This is a genomic window from Clostridia bacterium, from assembly GCA_035628995.1.
In the GTDB taxonomy this organism is placed as follows: Bacteria; Bacillota; Clostridia; order Lutisporales; family Lutisporaceae; genus BRH-c25.
The window spans coordinates 451,424-471,944 of the sequence record DASPIR010000023.1 but is presented as its reverse complement, the minus strand read 5'-3'; the positions used below and the strand labels follow the sequence as shown (position 1 = coordinate 471,944).

Here is a 20,521-nt window from a genome sequence, read left to right as displayed (position 1 = left end):
ACTCTTTTTTCTTGCAGAAGAGGAGATGATTATATGAGATTGCTTATAAAGAACTGCAGTATAGTAGATCCTGCCTATGACTATCAAGGGAGCAACGATATTTATATTGAAGATGGAATCATCAAAAGGATAGAGGCGCTTATAGACCTGGAAGCAGATAAGGTAATAGATGCAAGTGGATATTCTGTGCTGCCGGGTTTCGTAGACATGCATACTCATTTGAGAGAACCGGGCTTTGAGTATAAGGAGACAGTATACTCAGGCACAAGGGCCGCTGCAAGAGGAGGGTACACTACAGTCTGCTGCATGCCTAATACCAAACCTGTAATAGATGATGAAGCTTCCCTTTCCAGACTGCTGGATATTATAAAAAAGGATGCGGTTGTGAATGTGCATCCGATTGCAGCAATATCAAAGGGACAGAAAAGTACAGAGCATACAGATATGAAAAGGCTGAAAGAAATGGGAGCAGCTGCATTTTCTGATGATGGCAAGCCGGTGATGACGGCAGCATTTATGAGGGAAGCACTTATTGCCGCTAATGCAAATGGCTGGCTTTTAATTGACCACTGCGAGGAGCTGAGTCTTGCAGAGGGTGGAGCTGTAAACTTCGGCAGGAAGTCTGAGCAGCTGGGTATCAAGGGCATACACCCTTTGTCCGAGGAGCTGAATGTTATGAGGGACATAATGCTTGCGGGCGAGACCGGTTCCCGGATACATATAGCCCATATAAGTACTGAAGGGTCAGTGAAAATAATAAGGGAAGCAAAGGATAGGGGTGTCAAGGTTACCTGCGAGGTGACACCGCATCATATAGGACTTGATGAAGATATCATAATGCCGGGTTTCACTGATTCCAAGGTGAATCCGCCACTTAGGAGGTCAAGGGATATTAAGGCGCTGAAAGAGGCTTTGAAGGATGGCACTATCGATGCAATTGCAACTGATCATGCTCCACATCATAAGGATGAAAAGGGAGAGGACTTTTACAGCTCGGCGTTTGGGATATCAGGGATAGAGACTGCTTTTTCGGTTTGTTATACCGAGCTTGTAGAAGCAGGAATTTTATCATTAAAGGAGCTGGCTGGCAAGATGAGCAGCAACCCTGCAAATATCTTAAGGCTGGAGACTGGAAAAATAAGAGACGGTATGGCTGCAGACTTGGTAATAGTTGATATAGCAAGGAGAATCACAATTGATAGGGAGAGCTTTTTATCCAAGGGGAAAAACACGCCCTTCCACGGAAGGAAATATTCAGGAGATGTTATGTACACAATAGTCGGAGGCAATATTGCTTACGAAAATGTATTATAGGAGGGATTTGCTTGTTCACAGATAAACTGATTGAAAAGGTCATAAAATGTCAAAATCACACAGTTGTGGGTCTGGACCCAAGGCTTGACTATGTTCCAAAGCATATTTTAAACGAGGTTAATGCCGGGGTGTCAGCTGGTAGAAGCGACTTGGTGGCTGCTGAAGCATTTTTCAGGTTCAACAAAGAGATAATAGATAGTGTCTACGACATAGTACCCGCAGTAAAACCGCAAATAGCGTTTTATGAGCAGTATGGCACGGCTGGATTCGAATGTTATATGAAAACCTGTGAATATGCAAAAACAAAAGGTTTGCTGGTGGTGGGAGATGTAAAAAGAGGCGATATAGGCTCCACCGCTGAAGCCTATTCGGATTTTTATCTGGGCAATAATGAGTGGTCGGTGGAAACCGATTGCATAACTATAAACCCTTACTTGGGTACAGACTCAATTATGCCCTTTGTAAAGGATTGTGAGAAAAACGGAAAGGGTATCTATGTACTTGTTAAAACCTCCAATAAGTCTTCTGCAGATATACAGGACCTAGAAGCAGAAGGTAAGAAGATTTATGAGCATGTGGCAGATCTGGTAGTAAGGCTTGGGGAAAGCCTTATAGGAAAATACGGCTACAGCTCAATTGGGGCTGTCGTTGGAGCGACCTTCAAAAGTGATGGCATGAGGCTTAGGGAAATAATGAAGAAGGTATACTTTCTGGTGCCCGGCTATGGAGCACAGGGGGGTACTGCAGAGGACGTGGCGGTTTGTTTTAATGAGGATGGACTTGGAGCCATCGTAAATTCCTCAAGAGGGATTATAGCAGCCTATAAGAACGAAGCGTATAAGGGAAGATTCAGTGAAAGAGAATTCGGATTGGCGGCCAGAGAGGCTGCAATTGCCATGAGGAATGATATAAATAAAGAGCTTGTGAAAGCCGGGAAAATAGCATGGTAGGAGTTGAAAAGACTGTGCAGCACATATGCAAAGTAGTAGAGAACGTAGAGCTGTGTCAGAATATATTTGAAATAGTGGTTGAGTGCCCGGAAATAGCGCAGGAGGCTAAGCCGGGGCAATTCCTGCATATAAAGACAAATAGGGGTATGGACCCACTTTTAAGAAGGCCTGTAAGTATAAGCAGGGTAATCAAAGACAAGGGCTATATATCCTTGGTATATCAAATCCTTGGAAGAGGTACAAAAGAAATGGCAGCCTTTAAACCAAGCGCAGAAATTGATATAATGGGGCCTTTCGGTAATGGCTTCCCTGTTTTCACTGGTAAAAAGTGCGCCGTTGTTGGAGGTGGAATGGGGGTGGCTCCTTTATTGGAACTGGCTTACAGCCTTGATGATTGTGATGCTTATTTAGGGTTCAAATGCAGTACATTTAAGCTAGCCGAATACAAATCAGCATGCAAGGAGCTTCATATCGCAACTGAGGATGGAAGTATGGGAAGCAAGGGTTACGTAACAGATATTCTTAAGGCTATAGATAAATACGAAGTAGTTTATACCTGTGGACCAAAGGCAATGATGAAAAAGGTGAAGGAGCTCTGTGAGAGTAAATCTGTACAGTGCTTTGTATCCATAGAGGAAAGGATGGGCTGTGGAATTGGAGCGTGCCTCGTCTGTGCATGTAAAATAAAAGAAGGGGATTCATGGCACTATAAGAAGGTATGTACTGACGGGCCTGTATTTGATGCATCGGAGGTGGATTTTAATGACTGATATGCGAGTGGATATTGCAGGCATCAAATTAAAGAATCCAGTGATCACAGCATCAGGAACCTTTGGCTTTGGCAGGGAGTATGCAAAGTTTTATGATCTCAGCAAGCTTGGAGGAATTGTTGTAAAGGGGCTTACCCTAGAACCTCGAGAGGGGAATAAACCCCCAAGGATAGCAGAAACTCCAGCAGGCATGCTTAATAGCGTAGGCCTACAGAATCCCGGGGTGGAATACTTCCTTGACAAGGAGCTTCCCTTCCTGCGTCAGTATGATGTGGCAGTTATTGCAAATATAGCTGGAAACACTGTGGCAGAATACTGCAGAATGACCGAACGCCTGGGAAACCGTGTAGATGGAATAGAGCTGAATATCTCCTGTCCCAATGTGAAGGAAGGTGGGGCTGCCTTTGGAACCAAGTGCGATTCTGTGTATAATATTACCAGAAAGGTAAAGGAATGCAGCAAGGTTCCGCTAATAGTAAAGCTGTCCCCCAATGTCACCGACATAAAGGAAATCGCAGCGGCTGCCCAGGAGGGCGGAGCTGACGCGGTATCACTAATTAATACATTGCTGGGCATGGCAATAGATATAAATACCAGAAAGCCTGTGCTGGCAAATGTTGTAGGCGGACTTTCCGGACCTGCGGTGAAGCCGGTGGCTGTCAGAATGGTATGGCAGGTATCCCAAGCTGTCAAAATACCTATAATTGGAATGGGAGGTATAAGCAGCTGGCAGGATGCCGTAGAATTCATTCTAGCAGGCGCTGATGCCATATCCATAGGGACTGCAAACTTTGTGAACCCCTATGCACCGCTTGAAATATGCGATGGGCTTGAACAATATCTTGTTAAAAATAAATTTAACAGCATACATGAGTTAAAAGGGAATATAATTTAAGTTAATGGAGGAGATAATAAATGCTTAACAAAAAAAAGATGAATGAAATACTTGAAAAATCAGGTGTACTGCAGTCAGGACATTTCCTGCTCACTTCCGGAAAGCACAGCAATAAATACATGCAGTGTGCAAAGATATTCCAGCATCCTGACATGAGTGCAGAAATATCCAAGGATTTGGCAGAAAAATATGAAGAGTATGATATTGATATAGTAATCGGTCCTGCAGTGGGGGGCATAATACTGGCATATGAAGTGGCAAGGCAGCTTGAAGTAAGGGCACTTTTTGCTGAGAGGGAAAATGGAGCTATGACCTTGAGAAGAGGTTTTGAAATAAATCCTGGTGCAAGAGTGCTGGTGGTAGAGGATGTAATCACAACCGGAGGTTCGGTGAAGGAAGTAATTAATGTAGTTCGTGCAGTAGGAGGAGAAGTGGTAGGTGTAGCAAGTGTAGTCGACAGAAGTGGAGGTAAAGCTCTTTTTGATGTGCCCTTTAAGAGTGCAGTGAAAATAGATATAGATACCTTCGACCCAGAAGAATGTCCGATGTGTAAATCCGGATCAGTTGCGGTAAAACCTGGAAGCAGAAATTTAAAATAAAACGTAAAATTTATCAATTTGTGAATTATTGTTCATAAAATTTTAAAAAAATTTTAAAATATAATTTTAACAATAAAACCCTACACACCCTGAAATATCAATGGATATGAGGATTAACCAGTATGAAAAGTTCGAAATTTTGCTAATATTTAATTAAATATTTTACAATGATTATTGAATTATATGAAAAATCTATGTATTATATAATAAATACAACAAAAAGGAGGTATAATTAATGTCAGAAAAAAGAGAGAACTGGGGAAGTAAACTTGGTCTTATCTTAGCTATGGCCGGTAATGCTGTTGGTCTTGGAAACTTCTGGAGGTATCCATACACAGCGGCTAAAAACGGTGGCGGTTCATTCATGATTCCATATTTCGGTGCACTTATTCTTATGGGTATTCCTTTGATGTTTGTTGAGTGGAGTCTTGGAAGGTACGGCGGCAAGTATGGTCATGGAAGCTTAGGTCCGATGGTATACCTACAGGCTAGAGAAGGCATAAAGCCAAAAACAGCTGCAATACTAGGTGGCTTTGCGGGTGCTATAGCACTTGGTGTTACAGTGCTGGTTAACAGTTATTACAACCATATAATTGGGTGGACACTTGGTTATGCATTTATGTCACTGTCAGGTGGCTACATGGATCCAGCAGTTAGCACAGGTGAATTCTTTGTTAACTATATTCAGTCGCCAGTATTGGTATTCACATTCTGGATAGTGGCTCTTGGAATATTGTATTTTGGAGTAGCAGGTGGTATCCAAAAGGGTATCGAGGTTATTGCAAAGTTCATGATGCCGCTAATTTATGTATTTGGTGCTATACTTATAGTAAGAACCTTGACACTTGGTACACCAGTTAATCCAGACTGGTCTCCTATCAAAGGACTTGACTTTATCTGGTCTCCAAGATGGGCTGACTTGAACTGGAACTCAGCACTTGCAGCAGCAGGACAGATATTCTTCACACTGTCACTTGGTATGGGCATCATTTGTAACTACGCTTCATACTTGAAGCCGGACGATGATATAGTAGTATCAAGTATTGCTACAATAGGTCTTAATGAAGCTGCCGAAGTTATCATGGGCGGCACAATAGCTATCCCGATAGCTTATACATACCTTGGAGAAGCAGGGTTACAGGCAAGTATAGGTTTATCCTTCATATCACTGCCGAACATCTTCAGAGCAATGGGAGGCGGACAGTTGATGGGCGCTTTCTGGTTCTTACTTCTTGCATTTGCCGGTATAACTTCTGCAGTTGCTATGTATAACTACATAGTATCATTGTTGGAAGAAAGCTTTGGAATGGCAAAGAAGAAAGCTTCTTTACTTGTATTCTTCCTCTATATAGTAGTTGGTCTTCCAGTAGCCTTGGAACCAATCCTTACAAAGACTGCAGACCTCGCATACTTCTCAGAATTAGATAACTGGGTAGGTACTTACCTACTTGTTGTACTTGGAGGACTTGAGGCTATAGTTGTTGGATGGTTGAATGGCAAGAATGCATTGGGAGAAATCAATAATGGCAGCTATTGGAAGCTTCCTGATTGGTTCTACAAAGGTTTCATACAGTTCTTGACACCAGTATCAATCATAATACTTCTTTTTGGGTCAACAGTAAAGAATTTCCAAGCTGGTTACTTTAAATTAGTACCAGACTTCGTTGCCGCAACTCCAGTTCTTATTCCTTGGGTTCAGGGAGCAAGACTTGTAATGGTTGTGGTATTGATATTCGGATTTGTTCAGGCATACAAGACTATTAAGGACAAATACGCAGTAGAATTAGAAAGCGGTCAAGTATCTATAAGAAAGTAAGGAGGGAATTTATATGTCAGGTGGAGCATTGGTTTTTATGGTTTTGGCTTGGGGCATTATAATTGCAACAATTGCAGTTTCCCTCAGCGCATTACTAAAACATAGCAAGAATTAAAAATAACCCCCACTCCAAAGGTGGGGGTTTTTTTGGAGGTAACACATGGAAAAGGACTTGATTGCAGTTCTAGAGGAATTAAGCAAAAAAACAAATAAAACATATTCCGGTAGAAAGAAAGAAAAGTTTGAAAAAAGTATTACAGCAATTATAAATGAATATAATACACTTGAGATTCCCGAAGCTATGGATGAGATTTATGAAAGCCTTAAGAACAAAGGCAGAGAGCTTATGAAGGAATCCAATATTAAGCAAGAAAAAAAGGTAGAGTACTACCTGAGATATTGCGGAGCAGCTACTTATGATTTTAAGGGCAACTTACAACCACTGAATACTATATTGAAGTCATTCCTGCTGACCTGTATGTTATTTTTTGTATTGGCACCTCAGTATTTTTCCTTCGTAATGCCCATTTTATTTGCTATTCCAATTTACATGGGATTGAAGGGTATGAAGAAAAGAGTATTGAACGGTCTTTACATGGGAATGGCAGTAGTTCCTATGGCTATACTGGTTGCAGTTGTGTGGATAAGGAATGCAGTTTTAACTCTGACTACAGGCACCTTCGACACCTTTGTAGCTCAGCTTGCGCAATCTTATGGTTTCTCTATAGAGTTTACCCAGAACTTGGCAATAGCTTGTATTGGACTAAGCGTAGTAATGCTTGCAAGCTCCATAGTTTTACTCCGCAGTGCTATTAAGTATAGAAAAATGTTCATATAGAAGAAGCTGTTGGCCTAAGCCAACAGCTTTACTTTTTCATATTGTTAATCTTATCTTCATCAGGAGTAATATATATAGTGAAGTTATTTTCATAAATCACCATGCCGGGTTTTGCACCACTCGGCTTTTTTACATTCTTTCTTCGTGTGTAGTCTACCGGCACTTTAGAGGACATCTTGCCCTTGCTGTAAAAAGCGGCAAGGTTGGCAGCTTCCTCAAGGGTAGCATCATCCACATCTTTACCCTCGGTTTTTATTATTACATGTGAGCCTGGTATATCCTTTGTATGAAGCCATACATCCTGGTTAACTGCGAATTTAAGGGTGAGGTAGTCGTTTTGGACATTGTTCTTTCCCACATATATCTCGAAGCCTGTTGAGGATATGAAGCGCATAGGACTGGAGGCTTTGACCTTTTTGTTCTTTCCCGCTTTCTTTGCTTTTACATAGCCTTGCTCAGCCAGCTCATTTCTGATTTCTTCGATTTCCAGCTCCTCAGTGCATTTGTCCAGGTTATCAAGCTGGGTCTCCAAGTACATTATCTCCTGTTTGTTTTCTTCTATCTGAACATTTATATTATTAATTGCATTTTTTGATTTGTTATAGTGTTTGTAGTATCTCTGAGCGTTAGCTGAAGGTGTAAGCTGGACATCCATTGGGATCTCTATATATTCACTCTCAGGAGAGTAGTAGTTCTGGAGCCGTGCTTTTTCCTGGCCCTTTTGCAGATCATATATATTGGACATTATAAGGTCACCATATATTTTATACTTTTCTGAATCAGCAGCCTCCTGAAGCTCCCCACTCAGTATCTCTAGCTTCTTATGGCAGCGATCCAGCCTGTTGGTTATGATTTTATGAATATCGCCGGACTTCTGCTTCATTCTGTCCTTTAGATCTTTTTCGTGATAGAATCTTTCAACTGTCTCACTAATGCTTGCGAACCCCTGCCTGTCATAGCCCTTGTGTATATAGAGCTCAAAGCATGAAAAATCAGCAGCCTTGCCTTCCTTGTATACTATATTGGGTCTGAAGGAAGCGTTAAGAACAGCTTGCTGAAATTCCGCAAAAGCTGCGTAGAGTCTATTTAAAAGATCATTATCGCACTGTTTCAAGTCAATATCAGAGTCAATCCCTGCTATCAAGCATATATCCCTTGCTATTGCAGGGCTTATACCATTATATGCGTTTATTAGGTATTTTTCTGCTTTTATGCTGACCGGAACTTTTTTAATTCCCTCCAGAAAGCCTGATTTTTGGACATCTAGAGGGCTCATTTTTTCACCTGAAGGGGGATACTCGTATTCCCTGCCCGGAAGAACCTCTCTTACACTGCTTATCTCAAAGCTGACTCTTTTAATGCTGTCTATAATCCTTTTTGTGGGCTTGTCGATGAAAATGATATTGCTGTGCCTGCCCATTATTTCTGCGATAAGTGTTTTGTGTGTGCTGTAACCCAACTCATCAAAAGAATCTATATCTATTTCTATTATTCTTTCAAACTCCGGCTGCCTGACAGCGATTATCCGACCCCCTATGAGATGCTTTCTAAGAAGCATACAGAAGGAAGGGGCTACGGTTGGATTGGATTTGTTCTCCTCTGTAAGGTGCACCTTGGGATAGGTAGAGCTGGCGCTTAATAACAGCTTCTGAGTGTCTTTATAGCTCCGTACAGATATCAACAGCTCATCTTTTTCCGGCTGATACACTTTATCAATCTTCCCATTTACCAGCCTGTCATTTAATTCATGGACAATAGAGTTAACTACTGAACCGTCAAAAGGCATTTCATGCACCTCCTTTGTGTGAAAACCTTTATATATTATAGCACTCAATAAGCTTTTTTACTATATTCACACAAATATCATGACTGCAGTAAATAGAAGGAGCCGATAATCCATGCATAGTATAGCAAATGAGAGATATATCAAGTAAATTAAAAAAATGCGAGTAATATATGTTTAATTATGAAATTATATGATATAATACAGTATAAATCAGGGAAGGCATAATGATGCAGGAGGTATTATGGTAAACTTTTATAAATATCATGGTCTTGGTAATGACTTTGTATTAGTAGATAACAGAAGTAATTCCATAAAAGCAACTGCTGAATTAGCCGAGAAAATGTGTCAGAGATTCTTCGGAATAGGTGCTGATGGCTTGATATTGGCAGAAAACAGCAGCTGTGCTGACATAAGAATGATTATTTACAACTCTGATGGCAGTAGGGCAGGAATGTGCGGAAATGGCTTAAGATGCTTCGCCAAATTTGCATACGAAAAGCTAGGTATAAAAAAGGATCAGATGATTGTGGAAACAGACTCGGGAATACTTACAGCAGGTATAATAACAAAGGACCGAACCGTTGATGCTATTAAGGTAAATATGGGAAGGCCTATTTTTGAGAATGGGAGAATACCCTGTACAATAGAAAAGGACCCTATAGTGGGACATGAGGTGAACATAGGGAGAAGGGAATATAAAATAACAAGCCTTCTTATGGGAGTGCCGCATACCGTGGTATTTACTGATGAATTAGAGGATGAAGCTGTTATAATGAATGGAAAAGCAATAGAAAGCAGTGAATTTTTTCCTAAAAAAACAAATGTGAACTTTGTCAGGATAATAAACGATAGGGAGATTACTCTTAGAACCTGGGAAAGAGGGGCAGGCTACACTTACGCCTGCGGAACCGGGGCATGTGCAAGCGTAGTAGCCGGAGTAATAAACGGACTGCTGCATAACAGTGTGCTTGTGCATCTGCGCGGCGGAGACTTGAATATCAGCTGGCCGGATAAGGGTGACGTTTTTATGGAGGGGCCGGCTGTGGAGGTTTTTGAGGGAGTATATAAACTGTAAAAAAATTAACAGAAGACGGAAGGATGATAGATTTGATAAAGAGCATGACGGGCTTTGGAAGAGGAGAATTTAGCCAGGGTGCGAGTACATTTTCCGTAGATGTGAGGTCTGTCAATCATAGGTACAGTGACGTATCTGTCAGAATGCCAAGGGCTATGTCAGTACTTGAAGAGAAGGTAAGGGAGTATGTTACCGAAAAGATAAGCAGGGGTAAGGTTGATGTATACATAAACTATAACACCTTCGGACAGAATTCACAGGTGAAGCTGGACACGGACCTGGCAAAGGCATATGTTGATTCTCTTAACACTCTCAAGGAGATGTTCGGGATCAGGGATGACATAAGTTTGTCCCTGCTTACAAGATTTCCTGACATTATGGCTCTTGAGACTGTTGAGATGGATATGGATGAGCTGTGGCTTATACTAAAGCCAGCTTTGGAAATGGCCTTCAATGCACTGGTAGAAATGAGGCAGCGCGAAGGAGAAAGACTTAAGAACGATCTTCTTGAAAAGCTTGTGTATGTAAAAGGCTTTGTAGCCAACATCAAGGAAAAATCATACAGTATAGTTGATGAATACAAGAACAAGCTATATGATAGAATAAAAGAACTTACAAAGGATATACCAATTGATGAAAACAGGCTTCTGACAGAAGTGGCAGTTTTTGCTGATAAATCAGGCATTGACGAAGAAATAGTAAGGCTTGAGAGCCATATGGAAGAACTGCGAAAAGCATTGAATTTCAAAGGATCTGTTGGAAAGAAGCTGGACTTTATCATTCAGGAAATGAACAGGGAAGTAAATACAATAGGCTCGAAAATTACGGATTTAGGAATATTAAATAACGTAATAAACATCAAAACAGAAATCGAAAAGATAAGGGAACAAGTGCAAAATATAGAATAACTGGAGGTTTAACATGGGAATAAAACTAATAAACATCGGATTTGGTAATATCGTATCAGCCAATAGACTGGTTGCAATAGTCAGCCCTGAGTCAGCTCCAATAAAGAGAATAATACAGGAAGCAAGAGACAGGGGCATGCTTATTGATGCTACATATGGCAGAAGGACGAGAGCTGTAATAATAACAGACAGTGATCATATAATTCTTTCTGCTGTACAGCCTGAAACGGTGGCACATAGGCTGATAGACCGTGAAGCAGAAGAAACAGATGAGGTCGTTACAGAGGAATAATCAAGGCGGAGGGGAATATGAAGAGCAAGGGTCTGCTTATTGTTATATCAGGACCTTCAGGTGCAGGCAAGGGCACTATCTGCAGGGAACTTCTTCGCATCAGCAATGCAAAACTGGAGCTTTCTGTTTCGGCTACGACCAGAAAGCCTCGGGAAGGTGAAATTGAAGGGGTCAACTACTTTTTCAAGGATAAAGCTGAGTTTAGCAGAATGGCTGAGGATGGGGAGTTTATCGAATATGCCAAGGTTCATGACAACTATTATGGAACTCCTAAGAAATATGTCATGGATAAGCTTGAAGAAGGAAAAAGTGTAATACTTGAGATAGATGTTCAGGGTGGAATGAAAGTAAGGCATGTCTTTGAAGAAGCTGTATTTGTTTTCATTATGCCTCCTTCCTTTGAAGAACTGAGAAAGAGGATTGAAGGTCGTGGCACAGAAACTGAACAGGACATTTGCAAAAGGATGAAAAATGCATTTGATGAAGTAAAATATGCCTATAATTACGATTATGTGGTAGTGAATGATGACTTAAAGGATGCAGCAGCAAAACTTGACTGCATACTCACAGCAGAAAAATGTAGAATAAAAAGGTGTAAGACTGATTTTGATAATTTCAGGGAGGGGTAAAATGATATATCCTACTTTATCATCATTATTAGAAAAGGTGGACAGCAAGTACACTCTTGTGGTTGCTGTCGCAAAGCGAGCAAGACAACTGGTAGATGGACAGCCAAGGCTTACAAAAGTTGATTCAAATAAGCCGGTTACAATAGCAATAAATGAAATCAACGACAGTAAGATTATCTATGAAAGAAACAATCCGGAAAGACAAGATTAGTGTACTGGAATATAGGTGAGTAAAATGCTTAAAGGAAAGAAGATAGTCCTGGGGGTATCAGGAGGCATAGCTTCATATAAGGCTTGCGAGCTAGTAAGCAGGCTCAAGAAGCTGGACGCCGAGGTACACGTTATAATGACGGACTCAGCTTCCAAATTTGTCACACCGCTTACCTTCCAGTCACTTTCATTGAATCAGGTGTCTATAGACATGTTTGAAGCGCCAAAGTATTGGGAGATAGAGCATATATCTCTGGCAAAGCTGGCTGATGTATTTGTGATTGCCCCTGCGACTGCCAACATCATTGGCAAACTGGCATGCGGGATTGCAGATGATATGCTGTCGATTACTGCTATTGCAACTAAAGCACAGATAATACTCGCTCCCGCTATGAACACCAACATGTATGACAATCCCGTGGTTCAAAGGAATATTAAGCTTCTGAAGGAACTGGGATATGGTTTTGTTGAACCTGAAGAAGGACGCCTGGCCTGCGGTGATGTTGGAAAAGGTAAAATGGCTGACCCTGCTGTAATTGAAAGGGCTATTATAGATGCATTAAGCTTAAAGCAGGATTTGGCTGGCAAAAGCATATTAGTAACAGCTGGTCCAACACGCGAGGCTATAGATCCTGTAAGGTTCATATCAAATCACTCCACAGGAAAAATGGGCTATGCAATTGCCGAGAGGGCTTCAAAGAGAGGCGCCAAGGTTTATCTGGTCTCAGGACCGACCAATCTTGAGACACCCTGTGGTGTGACAAGATTTGATGTAGTATCCGCAAAGGAAATGCACAGCAAGGTAATGGAGCTTTTCCCTGAATGCGATATTGCAGTCAAGGCTGCTGCTGTTGCTGATTATGCCCCAGAGGCTGCATACAGTCAGAAGCTTAAGAAGTCAGATGATGAGCTTGAATTAAAACTTACAAAAAACCCTGACATACTTTATGAATTGGGGAAAATCAAAGGTGACAAGATAATTGTGGGTTTTGCCATGGAGACAGAGAAGCTTATTGAGAATGCGGCTTCCAAGGTCAGAAAGAAAAATCTGGATTTCATTGTAGCCAACGACTTGAATGAAACAGGGGCAGGATTTGCTGCTGATACCAATGTAGTAACGCTTATTGACAGGGACGGAAATATAGAGAGTATTCCGCTCAAGAAAAAACATGAGGTTGCGGATATAATTCTTGATAGAATAAGAGATATAAAGCGTACGTAACTGTACGCTTTTATACTATGCCATTGGGGGAAAAACATTGGATAAAAAATTATTTGCAGAGGTCATTGTAGCGAATAAATGTAAAGAGACGGACAGAACCTACAGCTACCTGATTCCGAAAGAGATGGAAGATAAGGTTATGGTCGGCAGTAGGGTCATTGTGCCCTTTGGCATGGGGAATAAGCAGCTGGAGGGGTATGTACTGGCCATCAAGGACAGTATAGACTTTAATATTTCCAGGATAAAGCCTTTGGTCAGGGCTTTGGATGATGAACCTGTGATGTCTCCACAGCTTGTAGAACTGGCGAAATGGATGAAGAATAAGTATATGAGCTATTACATTGACGCTATTCACGCGATTGTGCCTTCGCCTGTAAGGACAAAAAGCAGCTATACTATAGAGCTTGCAGACAGCGATGATATAAATGACAAGATTGCCAGACTGAATTCCAACAGTATTATTGAGATACTTGAGTTTCTTGAATTAAACGATGGTAGTGCCAAGCTGGAGGATATAAAGGAATATTTCAGCGGCCTTAAAATAGACTATTATATGAAAAAGCTTCTAGAGGCAGGGATAGTACGGAAGCTGCAGCAAGTAGGAAATAAGATAGGAAAGAAAACCGAAAAGCTTCTGTATCTCACAGAGGGTGTAAGTTTTGATATAAAGAAGAATGCAAGCAAGCAGAAGGAGATATTTGAGCTGCTTGGGAATAATCCGGGTATATCCATGTCTAAGCTTAAGGAGACTTGCGGAGACTGTGATTCAGCAGTTAAAGCCATGGAGAAGAAGGGCTGTATCAGGATAGAGGAAAGGGAAGAGTACAGGAAGGTCAATTCAAAGGTTTACAGCGAGAAAAGGCATGAGCTTTCAGCGGCTCAACTGGATGTGATGACCAACATCAGGAGTCTCTTTTCCCAAGGTAAGGATGTGGTGCTTCACGGCGTAACAGGCAGTGGAAAGACTGAAATATATTTGGAGCTTATCGAAGAATGCATGGAACAGGGTAAGGACTCAATAATGCTGGTGCCTGAAATATCTTTGACGCCGCAAATGGTCTCAAGATTTAAGAATCGCTTTGGAGATAATATAGCTGTAATGCACAGCAGCCTCTCGGAGGGTGAAAAATACGACGAGTGGAGAAAGATAAAAGCCGGTATTGTAAAAGTGGCTATAGGAGCTCGTTCAGCGGTATTTGCGCCCTTTAAAGCATTGGGAGTTATAATCATTGATGAAGAGCATGAAAATACATATAAATCAGAAATAAAGCCCAAGTACCTGACCCGGGAAGTAGCAGAGAAAAGGTGCCAGCTGGAAGGTGCACGAGTGCTTATGGGTTCTGCGACTCCCTCTATTGAGACTTATTACAGGGCTAAGGTGGGAGAGCTTGGCCTGGTGGAGCTGCCTGAAAGGGTGAATGGAAGTCCCATGCCTGAGGTAGAGGTAGTAGATATGAGGGAAGAGCTTAAGTCTGGCAACAAGACAATATTCAGCAGCAGTTTGACTGAGGCGATTCTAGATAACCTGAAAAGTGGAGATCAGATTATTTTGTTCCTCAACAGGAGGGGTCACTCCACTTTTGTGTCCTGCAGGCAGTGCGGTATAGTGATGAAATGCCCACGGTGCAGCATCTCGCTTACATATCATATGAAAAGTGAAAAGTTAGTATGTCATTACTGCGGATATGAGAGGGATAATCCAACTGTATGTCCCAAGTGCAATAGTGATAAGATAAAATACTTCGGTGTGGGTACCCAGAAGCTGGAAAAGGAGTTCAAGAAAAAGTTCTCTGTCAAGGATGTACTGAGAATGGATGCTGATACTACCTCAAGAAAGAACTCACATCAAGAGATTCTGGATAAATACAGGAGACGGGAAGCTAATGTGCTTCTTGGAACACAGATGATATCAAAGGGGCTTGATTTTCCTGACGTTACGCTGGTAGGTGTTATTACAGCTGATACCAGCCTCAACCTGCCGGACTTCAGGTCTGGCGAGCGCACCTTCCAGATGATTGCGCAGGTGGCAGGACGCTCAGGAAGGGCGAGCAAGAAAGGCCGCGTAATTGTTCAGACTTACAGTCCTGAGCATTATAGCATAGAATATGCCAGGTACCATGACTACAAAGGCTTTTATGAACAGGAGATAATGCTGAGGAGGGAGATGCTATACCCGCCCTTTTCAACCATAGCCAATATCTTAATAAGCGGAACGGTAGAGAATGAGGTAATTAAATATGCCAATGAAATTAGCCGGTTCTTGGATGAGAGGATAAAGCATCAGGACGATGTGGAAAAGCTGGGGCCGACAGCGGCAACAATATCACGTATAAAAAACCGATATAGATGGCAAATAGTAATTAAGAGCAAGAGTGAAGACACAATTAGAGCGATACTTGAGGATTTATCAGAAAACTGCGGTGAAGGACAGACCAATGCGAGCATAAGTATGGATTTGAATCCTCAAAATATGTTATAGTAGAATAAAACTGGTGCGTGGTGCGTGGTACAAGGTGCGAGGAATTGAGTAACGCTTCGAAGAAATGGCATAAGGCTACTCCCCGAACCCCGAACCTCGAACCCCGAACCTGATAATTTACAGGAGGAAATTATGGCTGTTAGAACGATAAGAAAAGATGGGGATGAAGTTTTAAGGAAAGTGTCAAGAAAGGTAGAGGTTATTGATGACAGGATATTGACACTTCTTGATGATATGAAAGACACAATGTACAAGGCTGAGGGCGTTGGACTTGCCGCTCCTCAGGTCGGTGTATTGAGGCGGGTTGTTGTAATAGATATTCGGGAAGGGCTTATTGAGCTAATAAATCCGGTCATTGTATATGAAAGCGGAGAACAGATTGAAGAAGAAGGCTGTCTCAGTATTCCTGGAATCAGGGGAGAAGTGAAAAGGCCTGCCAAGGTAATTGTCAGAGCAATGAACCGGAAAGGTGAAACCTTTGAGATGACAGGCACTGAGCTTTTGGCTATCGCCTTCTGTCACGAAATTGACCATCTTAATGGTATGCTTTTTACAGATAAAGCGATTACTAAGACTATCCAAAAGGAAGAGTAAAGGAAAAAAAGGGAGGACAGCAGATGAGAATTGTATTTATGGGGACTCCTGATTTTGCAGTTCCGTGCCTTAGCATATTGCTTGCACAGAAGCATGATATTGTGGCTGTTGTAACTCAGCCTGACCGAGCAAAGGGAAGGGGCAACAAGCTTGCACCTCCTCCGGTGAAGGTGCTGGCTGAGGAAGTCGGAATACCTGTGTATCAGCCAGAGAAGATAAAGACCAAGGAATTCACAGAAATACTCAGGAATTTAAAGCCTGATATTATTATAGTAGTTGCTTTTGGGCAGATATTATCTCAGGAGATTTTAGATATACCTCCCCTTGGCTGTATCAATGTTCATGCCTCACTGCTGCCAAAGTACAGGGGGGCAGCACCTATAAACTGGTGCATTATAAACGGAGAGACAGTTACGGGAGTTACTACCATGTACATGGATAAGGGGCTGGACACTGGGGATATGATTATAAAGAAAGAGACTGCTATAGGTGAAAATGAGACTGCAGGCGAGCTGCATGACAGACTTATGGAGCTTGGAGCTGCGGTTTTGTCAGATACAATGACAATTCTGTCAGAAGGAAGGATTTCGAGAATTCCCCAGAATAACGAGGAAGCTACTTATGCGCCGATAATGACTAAAGCTCTTGGAAGGATTGATTGGTCCAAGGATGCGAAAACTATCAAAAATCTGATACGGGGGACTTATCCATGGCCGGCTGCCTTTTCCCAATATGGCGGTAAAGTATTTAAGATTATTGGCGCAGAAGCTTTTGATTGCGGTGAGAAACATGACAAATGGGGCAGTATAGTTAATTTGGAAAGTGGCTGCATAGTCGTGAATTGTGGTATAGGAAGCCTTAAAATAACAGAATTACAGTTTGAGAACGAAAAGCGTATGAGCGTTGAAGCATATCTGCGAGGGCATGATATAGAGACGGGCACAATACTACAATAAAGTTATTTAGGAGGAAATACAAATGTTTTACGATTCTACTTTTATATTATTAATACCTGCAATGATATTTGCTGCATATGCGCAGTCAAAGGTAAAATCCACCTTCAACAAATACCTTAAGGTAAGAAATAGCTACGGACATACCGGATTTGATGTAGCCAGAAGGCTTTTGGATGCCAATGGACTTCAGGATGTACCGGTAGAGCTTGTGGGAGGAAGACTGTCTGATCACTATGATCCCAGGAAAAGGGTATTAAGATTGTCACAGGATGTGTATAACAGCAATTCCCTTGCTTCTGTCGGGGTAGCAGCCCATGAGTGCGGCCATGCTATACAGCATCTGGAGGGATATGCACCGCTGATTGTCAGAAATGCTATAGCACCAGTAGCTTCCATTGGTTCTCAGGCTTCTTGGCTTTTCATAATCGGGGGATTCATTTTCAACTGGATAGACCTTATAAACATTGGAATACTGCTCTTTTCTGCTGCTGTGGCTTTTCAGGTTATAACACTTCCAGTAGAATTCAATGCCAGCAGTAGGGCAATCGCTCTTTTGGAAGGCAATGGACTGGTTCCATCCAATGAAATTGGACCGGCAAGAGAAGTTCTAAGAGCTGCAGCCCTTACTTATGTTGCAGCAACCTTCGCAGCTATCATGCAGCTTATAAGGCTTTTTGTTTTAAGAGGCAGAAGAGATTAGAACTATAATATTTAAAGCTACAGGTAGGTATATTACTATCTGTAGCTTTTTATGAATCGGAGCGTGACGTATGAAAAAAATTGACATAGCGAGAGATGCGGCTGTTTCAGTTGTTTATAAGGTCCTCAGGGAGGGGGCTTATTCAAATATTGCTATAAAGCAGGAATTGGATAAGAGTGGTCTTCTGAAGCTTGACAAAGCTCTGGTGACTGAGATAGTAAATGGGACATTGAGAAACCTTACGCGAATAGACTGGGTGAAATCGCAGTTTGTGAAGAAGAATAAGATTGAGCCATGGATTGAGGATATTATTAGATGTGGAATATATCAGCTGCTGTTCCTTGATAGAGTGCCGGACTCCGCAGTGTGCAATGAAAGTGCTGAGCTTGCCAGAAAACGTGGGAATGAGGGCACTGTAAAGTTTGTAAATGGCGTTTTGAGGAATATAAGCAGGAATAAGGAGAAGCTGGAGTATCCCGATAGGGAAAAGGAAAGTATAAAATACCTGTCAGTGTTTTACTCCCACCCTGAGTGGATGGTTAAAAAATGGGTGAAGGATTTTGGTGTGAATTTCACTGAGGACCTCTTAAAGTCCAATAATGAAATACCCCCCTTCACGATACGCTGCAACAGGCTTAAGATAAACAAACAAGAGCTTTTGACGATGCTTTCTGAAGAGAATATTGACTGTCAAGAAGGCAGCTATAATTCTGAAGCGATACACATCAGAGGAACCTCTTCTATTGAAGGCAAGGATTCCTTCAAGAAAGGCTATTATCAGGTTCAGGATGAAAGCTCGATGCTAGTAGCTCATATTATTGATCCTAAAGCCGGTGAAAGGATACTAGACATGTGCAGCGCGCCTGGAGGCAAGACAACTCATATTGCTGAGCTTATGGGGAATCAGGGGGAAATAGTGGCAAGAGATGTTCATCCTCATAAACTCAAGCTGATAGAGGAAAGCTGCAGCAGGCTTGGTATTGGCATTGTGAGGACGGAGCTTTATAATGCAATGCTGCTGGATGAGGAATCTTTGGAGAAATTTGACAGAGTGCTTTTGGATGCACCTTGCAGCGGTCTGGGAGTAATGAGAAGGAAGCCGGACCTTAGGTGGAAAAAGAAGCAGGATGATTTCAGGGAATTAGCTAAGCTGCAGAGGGAAATGCTAGAAATGGCTTCAAAATATGTAAAGCCTGAAGGAATACTCATCTACAGCACTTGTACCATAAATAAGACTGAAAACTTAGAGGTTGTGAAAGAATTCTTGTCTCGCAGCCAACAATTTCAGCTGGAAAGTATAATAGGACAAATACCGGAAAACTTAGTATGTGAAAGCGCGTATACGGGTTATCTGGAGCTTTTTCCAAATACCCACGGCACTGATGGATTCTTTATTGCCAAAATGAGAAAGAGGTAGTGATTATATGGAGAACAAAAGAAATATCAAGGACTTGAGTTATGATGAGCTTGAGAGCTATGTTGAAGATAACAAATTGCCAAAGTTCAGGGCAGGACAGATTTTTGAGTGGGTTTACAAGGATACTGCCTCCTTTGGTGATATGACCAATCTATCCAAGAGTATTATTGAGCTTCTTGAAAGGGATTTTTATATAGGAAGGGCACGGATAGAGGCAATGCAGCACTCTAAGATAGATAATACAAGAAAGTACCTGCTTTGCTTGGAGGATGGAAATGCAGTGGAGTGTGTGCTTATGGAGTACAGCTACGGTAAAACCATATGCATATCCACACAGATTGGCTGCAGGATGTCCTGTGAGTTCTGCGCTTCGACTGTAGGAGGCCTGGTAAGGTCAATGAGCAGCGGAGAAATGCTGGAGGAGGTAATGGCTGTTTCCAGGGATATAGGCGAGAGGATTGGAAATATCGTGCTAATGGGTACTGGAGAGCCTTTTGACAACTATGAACAGGTTATGAAGTTTATTAAGATGATAAACCACAGCAAAGGACTGAATGTAGGACAGAGGCACATTACACTGTCAACCTCGGGCATAGTCCCCAAAATACTCGATTTTGCGGATCAAAACCTGCAATGCACTCTTGCAATATCACTGCATGCAGCCGATGAAGAAAAAAGAAGTAAAATAATGCCTGTGAACAATAAATATAACATTGAAAAGCTCATGGAAGCCTGCAGATATTATATCAAAGTAACAAATAAGAGAGTGACTTTCGAATATGCCTTGATAAAAGACGTCAATGACAGTTCTAAAGATGCTCATGATTTGGGGACACTGCTAAAAGGAATGCTTTGCCATGTCAATCTTATTCCTGTAAACAAGGTGGAAGGAAAAGAGTTTGTAAAAGCGTCTAAAGAAAAGATAAATGCCTTTAAGAATGCTCTAGAGGGCTTCGGAGTTGAGACGACCATAAGACGTGAGCTTGGCAGCGAAATAGATGCAGCCTGCGGTCAGCTCAGACAGAAGTATGTGCGGGAGCATTAGATATGAGATATGAATAAGGTAGGGGC

General features: G+C 41.8%; 20 protein-coding genes. 19 read left to right on the top strand and 1 reads right to left on the bottom strand.

All coding sequences use genetic code 11. The features are described from left to right. Window positions 1-33 precede the first annotated feature (33 nt). The 7 genes from VEB00_09200 to VEB00_09170 all read left to right on the top strand — a co-directional run bounded on the left by VEB00_09200 (window position 34) and on the right by VEB00_09170 (window position 7,182). A complete protein-coding gene (locus VEB00_09200; protein HYF83187.1) occupies window positions 34-1,314 on the top strand; it encodes a dihydroorotase in 1,281 nt (426 codons plus the stop codon). Window positions 1,315-1,325: 11 nt separating this feature from the next. Beyond that, the gene (gene pyrF, locus VEB00_09195) at window positions 1,326-2,264 is read left to right on the top strand and encodes an orotidine-5'-phosphate decarboxylase (GenBank protein ID HYF83186.1); all 939 of its coding nucleotides are present in this window, start codon (window positions 1,326-1,328) and stop codon (window positions 2,262-2,264) included. Next, a complete protein-coding gene (locus VEB00_09190) occupies window positions 2,258-3,034 on the top strand; it encodes a dihydroorotate dehydrogenase electron transfer subunit (protein HYF83185.1) in 777 nt (258 codons plus the stop codon). Before pyrF ends, VEB00_09190 begins: the two co-directional genes overlap by 7 nt. Then, on the top strand, window positions 3,027-3,929 hold the full coding sequence (locus VEB00_09185) for a dihydroorotate dehydrogenase (GenBank protein ID HYF83184.1): 903 nt from the start codon (window positions 3,027-3,029) through the stop codon (window positions 3,927-3,929). Before VEB00_09190 ends, VEB00_09185 begins: the two co-directional genes overlap by 8 nt. Window positions 3,930-3,949: 20 nt before the next feature. After that, window positions 3,950-4,528, top strand: coding sequence for an orotate phosphoribosyltransferase (gene pyrE / locus VEB00_09180; GenBank protein ID HYF83183.1), 579 nt, complete (start codon window positions 3,950-3,952; stop codon window positions 4,526-4,528). Window positions 4,529-4,763: 235 nt separating this feature from the next. After that, complete coding sequence (locus VEB00_09175) at window positions 4,764-6,344, top strand: sodium-dependent transporter (protein HYF83182.1); 1,581 nt, start codon at window positions 4,764-4,766, stop codon at window positions 6,342-6,344. Between the two features lie 160 nt (window positions 6,345-6,504). After that, window positions 6,505-7,182: a hypothetical protein gene (locus VEB00_09170; protein HYF83181.1), complete on the top strand. Its 678-nt coding sequence runs from the start codon at window positions 6,505-6,507 to the stop codon at window positions 7,180-7,182. Window positions 7,183-7,210: 28 nt separating this feature from the next. Here VEB00_09170 and VEB00_09165 read toward each other — a convergent pair whose 3' ends face one another. After that, window positions 7,211-8,968 carry an NFACT RNA binding domain-containing protein gene (locus VEB00_09165; GenBank protein ID HYF83180.1) on the bottom strand — a complete coding sequence of 586 codons (1,758 nt, stop codon included), beginning with the start codon at window positions 8,966-8,968 and terminating at the stop codon, window positions 7,211-7,213. A gap of 241 nt (window positions 8,969-9,209) precedes the next feature. On the opposite strand from VEB00_09165, the gene dapF reads away from it, so the two are divergent. From dapF to rlmN, 12 genes are all read left to right on the top strand, one after another. Continuing rightward, the gene (dapF, locus tag VEB00_09160) at window positions 9,210-10,043 is read left to right on the top strand and encodes a diaminopimelate epimerase (GenBank protein HYF83179.1); all 834 of its coding nucleotides are present in this window, start codon (window positions 9,210-9,212) and stop codon (window positions 10,041-10,043) included. 23 nt (window positions 10,044-10,066) lie between these two features. Beyond that, window positions 10,067-10,951, top strand: a complete 885-nt coding sequence (locus tag VEB00_09155) for a YicC/YloC family endoribonuclease (GenBank protein HYF83178.1) — start codon at window positions 10,067-10,069, stop codon at window positions 10,949-10,951. 13 nt (window positions 10,952-10,964) lie between these two features. Continuing rightward, window positions 10,965-11,243 carry a DUF370 domain-containing protein gene (locus VEB00_09150; protein HYF83177.1) on the top strand — a complete coding sequence of 93 codons (279 nt, stop codon included), beginning with the start codon at window positions 10,965-10,967 and terminating at the stop codon, window positions 11,241-11,243. 17 nt (window positions 11,244-11,260) lie between these two features. After that, window positions 11,261-11,872 carry a guanylate kinase gene (gmk, locus tag VEB00_09145; protein HYF83176.1) on the top strand — a complete coding sequence of 204 codons (612 nt, stop codon included), beginning with the start codon at window positions 11,261-11,263 and terminating at the stop codon, window positions 11,870-11,872. 1 nt (window position 11,873) lies between these two features. Beyond that, window positions 11,874-12,083 carry a DNA-directed RNA polymerase subunit omega gene (gene rpoZ / locus VEB00_09140; protein HYF83175.1) on the top strand — a complete coding sequence of 70 codons (210 nt, stop codon included), beginning with the start codon at window positions 11,874-11,876 and terminating at the stop codon, window positions 12,081-12,083. Window positions 12,084-12,107: 24 nt separating this feature from the next. After that, window positions 12,108-13,304 (top strand): bifunctional phosphopantothenoylcysteine decarboxylase/phosphopantothenate--cysteine ligase CoaBC, encoded by a 1,197-nt coding sequence (coaBC, locus tag VEB00_09135; GenBank protein HYF83174.1) that lies wholly within the window; start codon window positions 12,108-12,110, stop codon window positions 13,302-13,304. 37 nt (window positions 13,305-13,341) lie between these two features. Continuing rightward, on the top strand, window positions 13,342-15,783 hold the full coding sequence (gene priA, locus VEB00_09130) for a primosomal protein N' (GenBank protein HYF83173.1): 2,442 nt from the start codon (window positions 13,342-13,344) through the stop codon (window positions 15,781-15,783). A gap of 132 nt (window positions 15,784-15,915) precedes the next feature. Then, on the top strand, window positions 15,916-16,377 hold the full coding sequence (gene def / locus VEB00_09125) for a peptide deformylase (GenBank protein ID HYF83172.1): 462 nt from the start codon (window positions 15,916-15,918) through the stop codon (window positions 16,375-16,377). Between the two features lie 23 nt (window positions 16,378-16,400). Then, window positions 16,401-17,333, top strand: coding sequence for a methionyl-tRNA formyltransferase (gene fmt, locus VEB00_09120; GenBank protein HYF83171.1), 933 nt, complete (start codon window positions 16,401-16,403; stop codon window positions 17,331-17,333). Window positions 17,334-17,355: 22 nt separating this feature from the next. Continuing rightward, window positions 17,356-18,033, top strand: coding sequence for a zinc metallopeptidase (locus tag VEB00_09115; GenBank protein HYF83170.1), 678 nt, complete (start codon window positions 17,356-17,358; stop codon window positions 18,031-18,033). 70 nt (window positions 18,034-18,103) lie between these two features. Next, entirely contained in the window at window positions 18,104-19,450 is a 1,347-nt protein-coding gene (gene rsmB, locus VEB00_09110; GenBank protein ID HYF83169.1) for a 16S rRNA (cytosine(967)-C(5))-methyltransferase RsmB, read from the top strand. 7 nt (window positions 19,451-19,457) lie between these two features. Beyond that, a complete protein-coding gene (gene rlmN / locus VEB00_09105) occupies window positions 19,458-20,495 on the top strand; it encodes a 23S rRNA (adenine(2503)-C(2))-methyltransferase RlmN (GenBank protein ID HYF83168.1) in 1,038 nt (345 codons plus the stop codon). Window positions 20,496-20,521: the final 26 nt, after the last annotated feature.